A 13,014-nucleotide genomic window follows, 5' to 3' on the forward strand; every position below is an offset into this window, starting at 1 on the left:
CCCCCCCCAACGCCCTTCAAGCCCGTCCATGTACAATCGCCACCGCCGTTTCTGCAATGGACGCGGCGATCGCGTTACCGCGATCCTGGTGGACCCGGCTTGCCGGGTGGCTCGGCCGGGCGCCTATCCCCCGGACAACTTCAAGCGACTTTGGGTGCGTGTCCCAGATCTGCCGCATCGCCCCTGGGCTCGATGACGACTCGCCGCTTGCTGACTTCAGGCTAGCTGAACCATGTTTTCGTTTTCCACGCTGCGCCGCGATTGGCTGTCCAATTGCCGCGCCGATATTCTTGCGGGCGTGCTCGTAGCACTGGCCCTTATCCCCGAGGCCATCGGCTTTTCCATCATTGCCGGCGTCGATCCCAGCGTGGGCTTGTACGCATCGTTTTCGATCGCCCTGATCATCGCCTTTGCCGGTGGCCGCCCCGCCATGATTTCGGCCGCCACCGCGGCCATCGCCGTGCTGGTCGTGCCGCTGGTGCGCGACCATGGCATTGCGTATCTGTTCGCGGCCTCGGTGCTGATGGGCGTGTTGCAGATCCTGGCGGGCCTGCTGCGTCTGGACCTGCTGATGCAGTACGTATCGCGCTCGGTGGTCACCGGCTTCGTCAACGCGCTGGCCATCCTGATCTTCATGGCGCAGCTGCCGCAATTGACCAACGTGACTTGGGTTGCGTATGCGATGGTGGCGGCCTCGCTGGCAATCATCTATGTGCTGCCGCGATTCACCAAGGTGATACCTTCACCGCTCGTGGCCATCATCGCCATGACCGCGGTGGCCATCTATCTGGGGCTGGACGTCAACACGGTGGGCGACATGGGCAAGCTGCCTTCCGCCCTGCCCTCGTTCGCGCTGCCGGACGTGCCGTTCACGCTGGACACGCTGCGCATCATCCTGCCGTATTCGCTGACGATGGCCGCCGTGGGCTTGCTGGAATCGATGATGACGGCGCAGATCGTGGACGACATGACGGACACGTCCAGCGACAAGCGCCGCGAATGCAAGGGCCAGGGCATGGCCAACATCGTCACGGGCTTTCTGGGCGGCATGGGCGGTTGCGCAATGATCGGGCAGTCGGTCATCAACGTGCGTTCGGGCGGACGCACCCGTTTGTCGACTTTCGTGGCGGCAACGTTCCTGCTGTTCCTGATCGTGGTGCTGGGGCCGCTGGTGGCACGCATTCCGATGCCGGCGCTGGTCGCGGTGATGATCATGGTGTCCATCGGCACGTTCAACTGGCGTTCGCTGCGCAACCTGAAGTCGCATCCCTGGCAATCGTCCGTGGTCATGCTGGCCACCGTTCTGGTGGTGGTATGGACGCACGACCTGGCGCGCGGCGTGCTGACCGGCGTGGTCTTGAGCGGGCTGTTCTTCGCCGGCAAGGTCAAGGGTTTGCTGACGGTGACGTCACGGCGGGCAGACGACCGGGACGCCCGCGTCTACCGCTATCAGGGCCAGGTGTTTTTTGCGTCGACGGGCCGTTTCGCGGACGCCATCGATTTCAACGATGACGCGCCGGCGGTCATCATCGACCTTGGCGACGCGCATTTCTGGGACATTTCGGCCGTGGATGCGCTGGAAAAAACCGTGGCCAAGTTGCGGCGAGCAGGCAAGACGGTCGAGGTGATCGGCCTGAACCAGGCCAGCGCCACGATGGTCGGTAAATACGCAGCCCCGGCCCAGGGCACGCACTGATCGACCGGTTTAAGGGCTAAGCAGATCCGACAAGGCGTCGCCCAGCTCCTTGACGGCGCCCGTCACGCCTTCGGCGGCGCCTTCCGCGCCCACGCCGATAGCCCGGCCGAAGCCGCGCGCCACTTGCGCGGCAAACCCGCGCGTGACCGAGAACTTCGGGTTGTCCAGGCTGCCGCGCAGCGCGAATTCAAACCGCAACGCGCCCGTCTTGTCTTTCATGGCAGCCAGCACCGCCTTGCGCGGCAAAGAAAACACGGACCCGTCGCCCGTGAACTTCAAGTCGCGCAGCGCCACCGTGCCGGACGCGCGCAGGTCACGCTTGGCGATGGCCGTGGTCATGTCCAGGTCCATCGCACCACCGGCCAGCGTGCCCGCGCCGTTCTCGGACAGGTACGGGGCGGCATGGCGAACGTCCATATTTCGCACCGCCACTTTCATGTTGGAATCCGTACTGCCCAGGGCCACCCAGCCCTGCGCGCGCACGGTGGATTCGCCGTTGCGGTTGTCTTGCACCACGCCACTGAATTCCAGGTCGCTATGCGAGCCGTCTCCCGGGATGGCGATCGGGTTCAAGCGCGCCTGAACATTCTTGAAGGCGATGCGGTGCGGCGGGTTGGAGACGACCGCATCCAGAAAATCCAGGCGCCCATCGCGCAAGACCAGGTCCGCGATGCGTATCGGCATCGGCCCGCGCGTGCGGCTTTCGCCCGAATGCAAGGCCGTCTGCAAGGCCGGCGCAATCTGCATATCGTCACCGCTGCGCACCACCGCAAAGTCAAAGCCTTCGACCACCACGGTATGGAATACCGCTTCATGGCGCAGAAAGGCCGTCCATTCCGGTTCCAGCGTCACGCGCGTGGCGCTGGCCTTGTTCTGGCCGGCCGCGCCCGGCACCACTACGTCGGTCAATACCACCTGCCGCAACCCCACGCTGATATCGCCCACCTGGCTGCGCGGGCCCAGCAGGCTGTAGATGCGCTGCTCGACCATGCGGGTTGCGGCAAACGCCAGTATCGCCATCAGGGCGACAAGCATCAGCAACACGGCCAGCGTGGTTCCCAAGGCCGATCGCCGGCGCGCAGCTGGGGCGGGAATACTCATGAAGGATCCTGTGTGGGCAAACGGGAGTGCGCGCGAACGCGGGCACGCAACCAAGGCATGGTCAAAGATACGGCGACATTATTCAATGGTCGAAATGGATGATGGCAGCAATCCCGGGTGCCAAGCAAATGGCCCCGGCCGCGCCGTTGTCGCTGGCGGGGCCGGGGCCGTCGGGAGTCGCGCTTGCCGTACTGGGTAATCAAGGCGCGGTCGAGACGCTAGCGCTGCGTCTTGTTTTGCTGTCCGGGATTCTGGCCTTGCTGGCTCTGGCCCTTGTCAATTTGCTGACCGGGCTGTTGACCCGATTGCTGGCCCGGCTGCTGACCCGGCTGCTGCTTGTCACGCGAATTTTCCTGGGCCTGTTGCTTCTGCGGCTGCTTCTGCTGGTCGGGCTGGTTCTGATTGGACATTTGCGTGTCTCCTTTAGGGCGGAACGATTCCGCAATACAGGACTAGCAACTAGCGTGCCCAAGCAAGACCCCGCGCCGAGCCCGGACGAAGATTTTTGATGACCCTGATTGATTTGCACGCGCCTGGGCAGGCGCAGCCACGGCTTCGGTAAGAATTACCGTCCGCGAAGGCTCATTGCGTGGTGACGCGCGCAAGAGCGGAGGGTTCGGCATCGGCGCCGTCAAAGGCTTCGATCCACGACGACGCGTAGCTGGCGGATGCGGCCAGCGGAGAGATCCCGTCGCGCTGGGTGCGCAGGCGCACCATCAGCTCGTCCAGCGCCATGGGGCGGCCCAGCGCAAAGCCCTGGCCATAACGGCAGCCCGCCGCGCGCAAGGCCGGGATGTCCGCCACGTTCTCGACGCCTTCGGCCACCACGCGCCAACCCATGCGCGTGGCAAGCTCGGCGGCGGTGCGCAGCACCTCAAAGGCCACCGCGCTACGGCGCATGCGGGTCACGAAATACTGATCGATCTTGACTTCGGATAGCGGTATGGCGGACAGCAGCTTGAGCGACGCGTGGCCGGTGCCGAAATCGTCCAGGCTGACTTCGCAGCCGGCATCCTCAAGCTTCATCAATGACGCGCGCAGCACGTCCAGTTCCTTGATGGGCTGGTCTTCGGTAAGCTCGACCCGCACCAGCGAGGCCGGCAATTCGGCGGCCTGGATGCGGTTCAGAAGAAAGTCCACGCAGCGCTCGTCCGACAAGGTCGTGGCCGGCGCGTTGATCGCCACGGGCACGGCAACGCCCATTCTGCGCATGGTCAGCAGCACATCGATGACGCGCAGGCACACGCGTTCGAACAGCTGCTTGTCCAGGCCCATGCGATTGACGGCGGGGATGAATTCGGCGGGCATGACGACGCCCAGCCGCGGATGTTGCCACCGCGCCAGCGCCTCGGCTGACACGATCTTGCCGGTCAGCAAATCCACCTGGGGCTGCAACAGCACGCGCAGCCCGTCCTTACCCGCAATCATGGCCGCGATTTCGTCATCGCTGACCACCGAGCCTGTGGAAGCCTCGTGATTCGGTGTCATGTCTATGCTCCTGGCGTGTTCCTGGATACCGCCTGCGCTGTCCGGGCGCAGATAGAACACATTGGGACATGAGTATTCACTGTTGGCTTGCCGCAATCGGGCGGGTTAAATTCCGCAGCGCGATCGCAACTGTTTTTTTATGCCATTTTGCGCAATTGTTCCAGGCAAATTTGCGACTATCTGGCATCCAATTCACATTTATGTAACCGTCCGTGTATGCCCGGGCCCTTGTCGACATGCTAGGGTTTGCATCCTTGGCCGGTTTGCCTTCCCCCTGCTGCGACTTCCCTTAGCGTGACAAAACTGCTTTCCCGTTGGCGCGCCTCGCTGCGCAATGTCCTGTGGCTGGACGCCCTGCAAGCCGCTGCGATCAGCGCGGCGCCCGTCATTCTTGCCGTGCTGGCGCACGAGCCCCGCCTGGGCTGGACGGCCATCGCCGCCTTCTGGGCCTGCTTCGGCGACCCCGGTGGCCCGCTGCGCCAGCGCGCCGGCTCGATGCTGGCCCTGGGGTTGGTCGGCGCCCTGTTCTGTTTTCTGGCCAGCGCCAGCGCGGGGCATCTGTGGCTGCTGCTGCCGCTGACCTTCCTGTGCTGCACGCTGGGCGGACTGTTGCGGGTGCTGGGGCCCGCCGCCGCCATCGTGGGCACCCTGTTATCGGCCGGCTTCGTGGTCGCGGCCGAACTGCCCGCGCCCACGCTGGCCGAAAGCCTGTCGTACACCCTGTTCTTCCTGGTCGGCGCCGTCTGGGCAATCTTGATGACGGCGCTGGTATGGCGGCGGCGTCCCTGGAAAGACGCAACGCACGCCGTCGCCCATTGCTATCGCGGCCTGGCCGACTTTGCCGATGCCCTGGCGCGCATGTATTCCGGCCTGACGCCCGCCGGCGGCCCGCAAGCCTGGACGGCCGTCACCAAGCCGCAACGCAGCGCGCAACGCGCCGCGCTGGAGGCCGCGCGCGTCCGCATACGCGAAGTGCAGGACGCGCGGCCCTCACGCCGTGCTCGCGCGCATCAACTGACGTATCTGCTGGACAGCGCCGAAGACAGCTTTATCGCGCTGGTGGCCGCCGCCGACCTGCTGGAATCCCATGCGCCCCGCTGGCTGGGGCGTAGCGCGGGCGCGCACCTGTCGCACGCCCTGCACCGCTACGCCAGCGTCTGCAACGCCATCGCCAGCACGTCCGATGTCAGCGACGCCAAGCAGGCCGAATGCCTGCGCGAACGCCTGGCGCATTTCGCGGCCGGCTTGCATGACCTGCGGGGCGGCGCCATGGCGTATGCGCCGGACCTGGCCTCCGTCGTCCCGGTGCTGGACCGCATGCTGCATACGGCCCAGTCCGTCATGCAGGCCATGTTCGACCAGGGCGATGCGCCCGCCGCGCCCGTTTCGTCACCCGGCATGGGCAGCCGGGCGCGCCAGGCCCTGCGTACGCTGCGCCAGAACATCGGCGTGGAATCGGACGCCTTTCGCCACGCCTGCCGGGTGGGCGTGGGCGCCACCATCGCGGTGGCCTTGTCCAAGACGTTTGCCGTCAATCACGGCTACTGGATGTCGTTGACGCTGGTTTTCATCCTGCAACCCTATTTCGCCACCACCTGGCAGCGCACGGTGGAACGGGTGATCGGCAGCGTGGCCGGTGCCATCGGCGCGTCGTTGCTGGGTTTGCTGCTCAGCACGCCGCTGTCCGTGGCCTTGGCCGTGCTGCCGATTGCGCTAGGCACGTTTGCTGCCCGCACCATCCATTACGCGCTGTTCACCTTCTTTTTGACGTCGCAATTCGTCCTGGTCAGCCATATTCAGCAGCCCGAAATCTACGAACCCATGCTGGCCGCGCTGCGTGCATTCAATAGTGTGCTGGGAGGCGTGCTGGCGCTGCTGGTGGGCTTTTTGGTGTGGCCGGAAAAAGAGCCGCGCCAGTTGGCCGATGCGCTGACACGCGCGCTGGAGCGGCACGCGGCGTACGCGCTGGCGCTGCTGCGCCAAAAAAGCAACGCGCCGTCGGCGCCCGCGCAGGCGGACATCGTGGGGCTGCGGCGCCTGGCCTGCCTGTCGGCCGACAACGCCGAAGCGTCGTTGCAGCGCTTGCAACAGAACCCGGTGCATCGGGACCGCAAGGTCGACACCGCCGTGAACCTGTTGAACGCCATGCGCCGCATCACGGCTGCCGGCACCGTATTGGAAATTCAAGCTGCCCTGCCCCGTGACGCGCCGGCAGCCGCCTCGGCGCTGCAAGACTATGCGCGCGTCCTGGCGCACGCCTTGCATCCGCAGGACGAAGCGCCGGGCGTGCCCCCCCGCCAACTCGCGGTGCCTGCCGCCATCACGGCGGCGGACCCCGCGCTGGCCGGCCCGCTGGACCGCATCGCGCAGCAAGCGCGCCAGGTGCGCCAGCTGCGCGATCGCATGGAAAAGGAATCAACGGCGTGACGCCCGCTTGCGTCGAAGGCGGAAGACTGCCCACGGCTTGATGCACGTCAATAGCAAGGCGGCAAGAAAGCGCAACCATGAAGACATGGGACGCTTATCAAGGAGACCCGCCATGTATCGCCGCATTTCTGTTCACCTGGACCACGGTTTCGACTGCAAACGCCGCACCGACCTGGCGCTGTCGCTGGCGCGCCGCCACCAGGCGGAGCTGGTGGGTATTTATGCCAGCGCCGCGCCGCCGCAGTATTACTACGGCGAATCGGTGCTGATGTCTCGCACGCTGGACGTCATGAAGCAGTTGCAGGCGCAGAATCGCGACGTGGTGGAAAGCGCCTTCCTGGCCAGCGCTGCCGCGTCGGATGTTGCCGCCGTCGTCCGCGCGGGCGATGCCGCGCCCAGCGCAACCGTCGCGTTGCATGCGCGCACCAGCGACCTGGTCATCGTCAGCCAATTCAACCCTGACGATATCGAAGCCGCGCACGAAACCGAGTTCGTCGAACAGATGTTGCTGACCACGGGCCGACCCGTGCTGGTGCTGCCCTCAAGCGGGGAATTCAGCGCCGTCGGCAAGCGCCTGCTGGTTTGCTGGGACGGCAGCCGCGAAGCGGCGCGCGCCTTGGCCGACGCCACGCCCATCTTGCGCCAGGCGGCCAGCCTGGTGGTGCTGACCATGGACGAAGGCACGGCGCCGTCCAAGGCCGGTGTCGTTGATTTCAACGACCTGGCCACCTACTGCGTGGCGCACGGCATGCCGGCACCCAGCCACGTGCGCCGCGATATCAAGGGCGTAGGCGTGGGCAGCACCATCCTGAACGCCGCCGCCGACCACAGCGCCGACCTGATCGTGATGGGCGCCTACGGCCACAGCAAGTTCCGCGAATGGGCCATGGGCGGCGCCACCGCCTCGATCCTCAAGAGCATGACCGTGCCCATCATGTTCTCGCACTAGGCGCGGACCGCGGCAAGCGCTGACCGCCAAGACGCTCAGGCCGCTTGGGCGTGCGCGTCCAGGACGGGCGTCAGCACGGGCTGACCGGCAAAATGCGCCGTGGCGTTTTTCAGGAACAGCGCCACGGTGGCCGCCACCGCTTCGGGCGACCGCCCGGCGCTGTGCGGCGTCAGCACCACGTTACCCAGCTTCAACAGCGCCGGTGGGACTTGCGGCTCGCCGTCCACCACGTCCAGCCCCGCTCCCGCGATGCCGGCGTCGGACAGCGCCGAGATCAGCGCGTTCGTGTCCACAACGCTGCCACGCGCGATATTGATCAGGTAGCCATTCGGCCCCAGGGCTTGCAGCACTTGCGCGTCCACCAGGTGCCGCGTGCCGGCACCGCCGGGCGTGGCGATGACCAGGAAGTCGGACGCCGCCGCCAGGTCGCGCGGGTTATCGAAATAGGTGTAGCCCGTTTCCGGACGCGCGCGCCGGTTGAAATAGGCGACCCGCATCCCAAAGCCGTTCGCGCCGCGCCGCGCGATTTCCAGGCCGATGGTGCCCAAGCCCAGGATGCCCAGGCGCTTGCCCGTCACTTGCGGGCCCATGAAGCCGCTCCAGTGACCTTGACGCACCCACGCGTCGGCCTGTGGCAGGTGGCGCGCCACGCCCAGCAGCAGCGCCATGGCGTGGTCGGCCACCGACACGGCGTTGGCGCCGGGGCCATTGGTCACGATGATGCGGCGCGCATGGGCGGCGGCCAAATCAATATTTTCATAGCCGACCCCCAGCGAGCAGACCAGTTCCAGCGTGGGCATGGCCGCCATTTCGTCGGCCCGCAAACCCGTGGCGCCCCGTGTCAGGACGACGCGAATGTCCTGGCCGTGTTGGGCGATGGCGTCAGCGCGCGTGTGCGCGGTGGGGGCATAGACGGGCTGAAAGCCGCGCGCCTGGATCTCGGGCAGGTAGTCCTGCACGCTGTCGATCAAAATAAGCAAGGGGATGGTCATGTTGGCAATGCCGGGTGGCGAGGTCTTGGAGGGACAGGCATAGAAAGGCGGGCAAATCTTACGCCTCGCGTTGCGCTCGCGCCACCCGCCGTCCAGCCCTTGGCCACGCTGAAATGCAATGGCCCGGGGCAGCGATGCCGCCCCGGGCCACATTGCAAGACCGTCATGTCCGAAGGCTTACCTTCGGCCGCGTCCAGCCCGGGCCTTGAAGGCCCGTAGCGTCAGGTTCGGACCGTTATATCCGTCCCATCAGCAGCATCACGATCAGCACGATCACGACAATGCCGAGCAGGCCGCTGGGGTAATAGCCCCAGCTTCGGCTGTGCGGCCACGCGGGCACGGCACCGATAAGCAGCAAGATCAGAATGATCAGCAGGATGGTCGACATAATGACTCCTCGTGGTTATTGATTTGCGTTGTTCTGGGGGGCAACCGGCATCAGCGCTGGGGCGGCTCGATTTCTTTGACGGGCGGCGACAGCGGCGGCAAGTCGACCTCCGGCTGATCGGTGTCGGGGTCCACCGGCAAGTCTCCCGGCGGCGACCCGGGCGGAATGGGCTCCGGCTTGGGCGGCACGTGTAGATGCTGTGTGGCTTGCATGGCACTCTCCTGTAGGGACCGCTGCGCCACGCGCTTTGCTGCGCGCTGTGCAACGATCGATTCGCAGACGGTTGTCGCTGGCCCCTGTTCAGCAAGCGCCGTGCCCAAACCGCAACATGGCCGCAAGATGGCGGCTTGATGGCCGCTTGATCGGCGGGCACGGCATTTGCTTGGGGACGCGCGTAAGGTTCCGGAGACACCATGGACACCCGCAGCAATACGCTTGCCGAGCCGGCCCCCGGCGCCGGCGATCCCCCCTTGATCTACGTGGACGACACCCAGCCCGGCTACCGGCGGGTACGCGTTAACGGCAGCACCTTTCATTACCTTGATACCGACGGCAAGCGCATCACGGATGAGGCCGAGATAAAGCGCATCCACAAGCTGGTGATTCCGCCCGCATACGAGGATGTGTGGATTTGCCCCCTGCCCCATGGGCACTTGCAGGCCACCGGGCGCGATGCCCGCGGCCGCAAGCAGTACCGCTATCACCCCTCTTGGGCGGCGCTGCGCGATGCGGGCAAATACCAGAACCTGCTTGCCTTCGGCCAGGCGCTGCCGCGCATCCGCCGACGCGTGGCGCGCGACATGAAGGAACGCGGCCTGACGCAGAACAAGGTCATCGCCACCTTGGTGCGTTTGTTGGAAACCACGCTGATACGCATCGGCGCCCGGGAATACGCGCGGTCAAACAAGTCTTATGGCTTGACCACGCTGACACGCCGCCACGCTACCGTGGCTGGCAGCAGCTTTCGTTTTCGATTCGTGGGTAAAAGCGGCGTGCCGCACGACGTGACGGTACGCGACCGCCGCGTGGCGCGCATCATCAAGCGCTGCATGGAGATTCCTGGCCAGCAGCTGTTCCAGTATCTGGATGAGGACGGGGCAAAGCACCCCGTGGATTCCGGCGCGGTGAATGCGTATCTGCGCCAAGCGGGCGAAGGCGACTTTACCGCCAAGCACTACCGAACATGGGCGGGGTCCGCGATGGCCTACGCGGCCTTGCAGGCGCACCCTTTCGACACGGCGACGCAGGCGCGGCAGACAGTTGCCGAGGTCATCAAGCAGGTATCGAAGCGGCTGGCCAACACGCCCGCCGTGTGCCGCGCCTGCTACGTGCACCCTGCGTTACTTGAGGCCTATCTGGAAGGCCGGCTGCCGCCCAAGTCGCGCGCACCCGACGGGCCGCGTGGGCTGCATGCGGATGAGCGGCGCCTGCTGGAATTCTTGCGCAAGCTGCCGCCCATCGACGCGCCCGCGCCGCCCATGCCTTCAGAAGAGGTGTGAGCGTGCGTTCTTCGCGCGCGGTTGCGGGGCGTCGCCATCCGCCCAGTTGGACTCGGTCTGGTTATCGACCACGGCACGCTTGTCGCGAGCGGCCTCGTCAGGCGTCGAGGCGTCTGGTTTCACCGGTTGTTTCGGCACATCGACGGGTCCGCGCGGCGGCAGTATCTTTGCGGTGTCCTGGGGGGCGTCCGCCTTGCGCGCAGAAGTGCCGGACGCCGCGGTTGCGGGTTTCGAATCGGATCGGGATTTCATGACTTCCTCCTGTCTGGGTTCGAGCTTTCATGCTACGGCCGCGCGCCGCCGGAAGGCACTGACAGTATCTTCAAATTGCAAGCGGATGTGCCCGGGCGGGCGCGACCGCGCCTTTGCCAACCGCCACGGGCACTCACAAGGAGATGCAATGCGAGACCCAAACTTCGAGCAATGTGTGCAAGCCTGCTATGAATGCGCGGTGGCTTGCGATCAGTGCGCCGCGGCCAGCCTGGAGACCAATGCCACGCGCATGAAGCGCTGCATCGCTCTGGCAACCGACTGCGCCGCGGTGTGTCGCTTGTGCGCGGCGATGCTGGCGCGCAACGGCGAATTTTCTACCGCGCTTTGTACGTTGTGCGCTTTGGTTTGCGACGCTTGCGCCCGCGCATGCGCGCCTTACCAAGACATGGAGCACTGCCAGATCTGCGCCGGCGCCTGCCTGGCGTGCACGCTGGCTTGTCAGGACATGCTCGAAGCTTGACGGCTTTGACACGCCACGGGGCCGCACGGGCAGGCCTCGGAACCGGCGCCCTTTTTTGCCCGACCGCAAGGAGCTTTTCGATGGCCTCTACGAATACCCCTTTGCCTTCCGATTTTCCCGAGAACGGCCCGGACGATCGTGGAACGCGCAGACGCGCGCGCCATCCGGAAAGTTGGATCGACGAAATCGAAGCCACCTTGCGCGACGCCGACCCGGGCGATCTGGACGCGCTGAAGGCGCGCCTGTCGGATCAGCTGAACGCCACGCGACGCAGCCTGCGCGATGCCTCGGATAATGCGGGGGATTTGATGCGGGAAACGCTGGACTGCACGGAAGAATATATCCACGCGCGCCCGTGGCAAGCCATCGGGCTGGTGGCTGGCGCGGCGTTCCTTTTCGGCGTCATTGTGGGACGCCAGTAACCGCCGCGCCAACAGGGCTCAGGCCGGGCATCAGCCCGGCTTTTGGGCCTTGTCCTTGGCGTCGCCGTAAGCGGCCTGCGTCTTGCCGGCCACCTTTTGCGCCGTGCCTTTGAGCTCGGTGGACGTGCTGCCGGTCGCTTTGCCAGCCACTTCCTTTACCTTGCCGGTGGCCTCTTCGACTCTGCCCTTTACCTGGTCCTTGTTCATGGCTCTCTCGCTTTCATCATGTTGATGGATGCCCGACGCCACGGTTGACATCGGTGCCTGTCGCTACGCAAGCGCCGTGCCCAAACGGTTGGGCGCAGCAACAGGAACAGGGTTTGCTCCTGCTGAGGCCAGGCGTGGATTTTTGCGCCGACACCCTGACAGGAGCCCAGCCATGAGCAAACCCTCGACCCCGCCCCAAACGGGCGACCGCCCGCCCCCCACTCCGCCCATGCCGGGCCAGCATCTGGAAAAGCCCGGCAATGAAGCCGACATGGTGCTCAAGCCCCAATATCAGGCGCCCGGTTACGAAGGCAGCGGCAAACTCAAAGACATGGTCGCCCTTGTCACGGGCGGCGACTCCGGCATCGGCCGAGCCGTGTGCGTGCTGTTCGCGCGCGAAGGCGCGGACGTGGCTGTGGTGTATCTGGATGAACATGAAGATGCAGAGGAAACCCGGCGCGTCGTCGAAGCCGAAGGCCGGCGTTGCGTATTGATTCCGGGCGACGTGAAGGACGGCGGCTTTTGCAAAAGCGCCGTGGAGCAGACCGTGAAGGAATTCGGCAAGCTCGACATCCTGGTCAACAACGCGGCGTATCAGCAGCACATTGCATCGCTGACCGACATCAGCGACGAGCAATGGGAAAAAACGCTGACCACCAATATCACCGGCTATTTCCGCATGGCGCGGGCGGCGCTGCCACATCTGAAGACCGGCGCGTCGATCATCAACACGGGTTCCGTGACCGGCTTGCAAGGCAGCGCCAAGCTACTGGATTATTCGTCAACCAAGGGCGCCATCCACGCCTTTACGCGGTCGCTGGCCGCCAACCTGGCTTCCCAGGGCATCCGCGTGAACGCCGTGGCACCCGGCCCGGTATGGACGCCGCTGAACCCGGCGGACCAGAGCCCCGAGGCCATCAAGGAGTTTGGCCAGAAGACGGATCTTGGCCGCCCGGCGCAGCCCGAGGAAATTGCGCCGGCCTATGTGTTCCTGGCGGCGCCCGTGTGCGCCAGCTACATCACCGGCATCGTGCTGCCCATAACGGGCAGCGCCGGCGACTGAAACGGGGCTCGGGCAAATGCCGCGGGCTGCCCTGGGGCGGCCCGCGGCG

The 13,014-nt window shown here is 65.6% G+C and carries 15 protein-coding genes and 1 other annotated feature; of the genes, 8 read left to right on the forward strand and 7 right to left on the reverse strand.

Annotated features, from left to right (window positions below; genetic code table 11):
- Positions 1–87 precede the first annotated feature (87 nt).
- Positions 88–140, forward strand: a sequence feature (sul1 is cis-regulatory element that is thought to sense ions involved in sulfur or methionine metabolism; They are found in Alphaproteobacteria).
- Between the two features lie 92 nt (positions 141–232).
- The gene (locus tag ACNPP0_RS24785) at positions 233–1,696 is read left to right on the forward strand and encodes a SulP family inorganic anion transporter (RefSeq protein ID WP_448707279.1); all 1,464 of its coding nucleotides are present in this window, start codon (positions 233–235) and stop codon (positions 1,694–1,696) included.
- A 9-nt stretch (positions 1,697–1,705) separates the two neighbouring features.
- Here ACNPP0_RS24785 and ACNPP0_RS24790 read toward each other — a convergent pair whose 3' ends face one another.
- The gene (locus ACNPP0_RS24790) at positions 1,706–2,797 is read right to left on the reverse strand and encodes a DUF748 domain-containing protein (protein WP_448707280.1); all 1,092 of its coding nucleotides are present in this window, start codon (positions 2,795–2,797) and stop codon (positions 1,706–1,708) included.
- Positions 2,798–2,895: 98 nt separating this feature from the next.
- Here ACNPP0_RS24790 and ACNPP0_RS24795 point away from each other — a divergent pair, with 98 nt between their 5' ends.
- Positions 2,896–3,306 (forward strand): hypothetical protein, encoded by a 411-nt coding sequence (locus ACNPP0_RS24795; RefSeq protein WP_332608137.1) that lies wholly within the window; start codon positions 2,896–2,898, stop codon positions 3,304–3,306.
- Between the two features lie 73 nt (positions 3,307–3,379).
- Here the strand turns inward: ACNPP0_RS24795 and ACNPP0_RS24800 are convergent, their stop codons facing one another.
- The gene (locus ACNPP0_RS24800; RefSeq protein ID WP_448707281.1) at positions 3,380–4,285 is read right to left on the reverse strand and encodes an EAL domain-containing protein; all 906 of its coding nucleotides are present in this window, start codon (positions 4,283–4,285) and stop codon (positions 3,380–3,382) included.
- Between the two features lie 294 nt (positions 4,286–4,579).
- Here ACNPP0_RS24800 and ACNPP0_RS24805 point away from each other — a divergent pair, with 294 nt between their 5' ends.
- A complete protein-coding gene (locus ACNPP0_RS24805; protein ID WP_448707282.1) occupies positions 4,580–6,712 on the forward strand; it encodes an FUSC family protein in 2,133 nt (710 codons plus the stop codon).
- Positions 6,713–6,824: 112 nt separating this feature from the next.
- On the forward strand, positions 6,825–7,661 hold the full coding sequence (locus ACNPP0_RS24810) for a universal stress protein (RefSeq protein WP_448707283.1): 837 nt from the start codon (positions 6,825–6,827) through the stop codon (positions 7,659–7,661).
- 35 nt (positions 7,662–7,696) lie between these two features.
- Here the strand turns inward: ACNPP0_RS24810 and ACNPP0_RS24815 are convergent, their stop codons facing one another.
- From ACNPP0_RS24815 to ACNPP0_RS24825, 3 genes are all read right to left on the reverse strand, one after another.
- A complete protein-coding gene (locus tag ACNPP0_RS24815) occupies positions 7,697–8,653 on the reverse strand; it encodes a 2-hydroxyacid dehydrogenase (protein ID WP_448707284.1) in 957 nt (318 codons plus the stop codon).
- 235 nt (positions 8,654–8,888) lie between these two features.
- On the reverse strand, positions 8,889–9,041 hold the full coding sequence (locus ACNPP0_RS24820; RefSeq protein WP_006219570.1) for a DUF3309 domain-containing protein: 153 nt from the start codon (positions 9,039–9,041) through the stop codon (positions 8,889–8,891).
- A gap of 50 nt (positions 9,042–9,091) precedes the next feature.
- Positions 9,092–9,253: a hypothetical protein gene (locus ACNPP0_RS24825; protein WP_162941210.1), complete on the reverse strand. Its 162-nt coding sequence runs from the start codon at positions 9,251–9,253 to the stop codon at positions 9,092–9,094.
- Between the two features lie 201 nt (positions 9,254–9,454).
- On the opposite strand from ACNPP0_RS24825, the gene ACNPP0_RS24830 reads away from it, so the two are divergent.
- Positions 9,455–10,540 (forward strand): DNA topoisomerase IB, encoded by a 1,086-nt coding sequence (locus ACNPP0_RS24830; protein ID WP_332608132.1) that lies wholly within the window; start codon positions 9,455–9,457, stop codon positions 10,538–10,540.
- On the opposite strand, the gene ACNPP0_RS24835 is transcribed toward ACNPP0_RS24830, so the two are convergent.
- Entirely contained in the window at positions 10,526–10,792 is a 267-nt protein-coding gene (locus tag ACNPP0_RS24835) for a hypothetical protein (protein ID WP_448707285.1), read from the reverse strand. The two genes, ACNPP0_RS24830 and ACNPP0_RS24835, sit on opposite strands and share 15 nt — an antisense overlap.
- Between ACNPP0_RS24835 and ACNPP0_RS24840 the strand changes: the two genes are divergently transcribed.
- Positions 10,791–11,273: a four-helix bundle copper-binding protein gene (locus ACNPP0_RS24840; RefSeq protein ID WP_448707286.1), complete on the forward strand. Its 483-nt coding sequence runs from the start codon at positions 10,791–10,793 to the stop codon at positions 11,271–11,273. The genes ACNPP0_RS24835 and ACNPP0_RS24840 overlap by 2 nt on opposite strands.
- Positions 11,274–11,353: 80 nt before the next feature.
- Positions 11,354–11,695, forward strand: coding sequence for an ElaB/YgaM/YqjD family protein (locus ACNPP0_RS24845; RefSeq protein ID WP_046807596.1), 342 nt, complete (start codon positions 11,354–11,356; stop codon positions 11,693–11,695).
- A gap of 30 nt (positions 11,696–11,725) precedes the next feature.
- Here ACNPP0_RS24845 and ACNPP0_RS24850 read toward each other — a convergent pair whose 3' ends face one another.
- Positions 11,726–11,902, reverse strand: coding sequence for a CsbD family protein (locus ACNPP0_RS24850; protein WP_332608129.1), 177 nt, complete (start codon positions 11,900–11,902; stop codon positions 11,726–11,728).
- A gap of 172 nt (positions 11,903–12,074) precedes the next feature.
- On the opposite strand from ACNPP0_RS24850, the gene ACNPP0_RS24855 reads away from it, so the two are divergent.
- Complete coding sequence (locus ACNPP0_RS24855; RefSeq protein ID WP_448707287.1) at positions 12,075–12,965, forward strand: SDR family oxidoreductase; 891 nt, start codon at positions 12,075–12,077, stop codon at positions 12,963–12,965.
- Positions 12,966–13,014: the final 49 nt, after the last annotated feature.

Source organism: Achromobacter semiaridum (assembly GCF_053543755.1).

What these genes read in the sequence shown, in the direction of transcription:
- ACNPP0_RS24785 (WP_448707279.1), top strand. Translation starts at nt 233, where the DNA reads ATGTTTTCGTTTTCCACGCTGCGCCGCGATTGGCTGTCCAATTGCCGC.
- ACNPP0_RS24855 (WP_448707287.1), top strand. Translation starts at nt 12,075, where the DNA reads ATGAGCAAACCCTCGACCCCGCCCCAAACGGGCGACCGCCCGCCCCCC.
- ACNPP0_RS24835 (WP_448707285.1), bottom strand. Translation starts at nt 10,792, where the DNA reads ATGAAATCCCGATCCGATTCGAAACCCGCAACCGCGGCGTCCGGCACT.
- ACNPP0_RS24790 (WP_448707280.1), bottom strand. Translation starts at nt 2,797, where the DNA reads ATGAGTATTCCCGCCCCAGCTGCGCGCCGGCGATCGGCCTTGGGAACC.
- ACNPP0_RS24800 (WP_448707281.1), bottom strand. Translation starts at nt 4,285, where the DNA reads ATGACACCGAATCACGAGGCTTCCACAGGCTCGGTGGTCAGCGATGAC.
- ACNPP0_RS24820 (WP_006219570.1), bottom strand. Translation starts at nt 9,041, where the DNA reads ATGTCGACCATCCTGCTGATCATTCTGATCTTGCTGCTTATCGGTGCC.
- ACNPP0_RS24815 (WP_448707284.1), bottom strand. Translation starts at nt 8,653, where the DNA reads ATGACCATCCCCTTGCTTATTTTGATCGACAGCGTGCAGGACTACCTG.
- ACNPP0_RS24810 (WP_448707283.1), top strand. Translation starts at nt 6,825, where the DNA reads ATGTATCGCCGCATTTCTGTTCACCTGGACCACGGTTTCGACTGCAAA.
- ACNPP0_RS24845 (WP_046807596.1), top strand. Translation starts at nt 11,354, where the DNA reads ATGGCCTCTACGAATACCCCTTTGCCTTCCGATTTTCCCGAGAACGGC.
- ACNPP0_RS24795 (WP_332608137.1), top strand. Translation starts at nt 2,896, where the DNA reads ATGATGGCAGCAATCCCGGGTGCCAAGCAAATGGCCCCGGCCGCGCCG.
- ACNPP0_RS24825 (WP_162941210.1), bottom strand. Translation starts at nt 9,253, where the DNA reads ATGCAAGCCACACAGCATCTACACGTGCCGCCCAAGCCGGAGCCCATT.
- ACNPP0_RS24850 (WP_332608129.1), bottom strand. Translation starts at nt 11,902, where the DNA reads ATGAACAAGGACCAGGTAAAGGGCAGAGTCGAAGAGGCCACCGGCAAG.
- ACNPP0_RS24830 (WP_332608132.1), top strand. Translation starts at nt 9,455, where the DNA reads ATGGACACCCGCAGCAATACGCTTGCCGAGCCGGCCCCCGGCGCCGGC.
- ACNPP0_RS24840 (WP_448707286.1), top strand. Translation starts at nt 10,791, where the DNA reads ATGACTTCCTCCTGTCTGGGTTCGAGCTTTCATGCTACGGCCGCGCGC.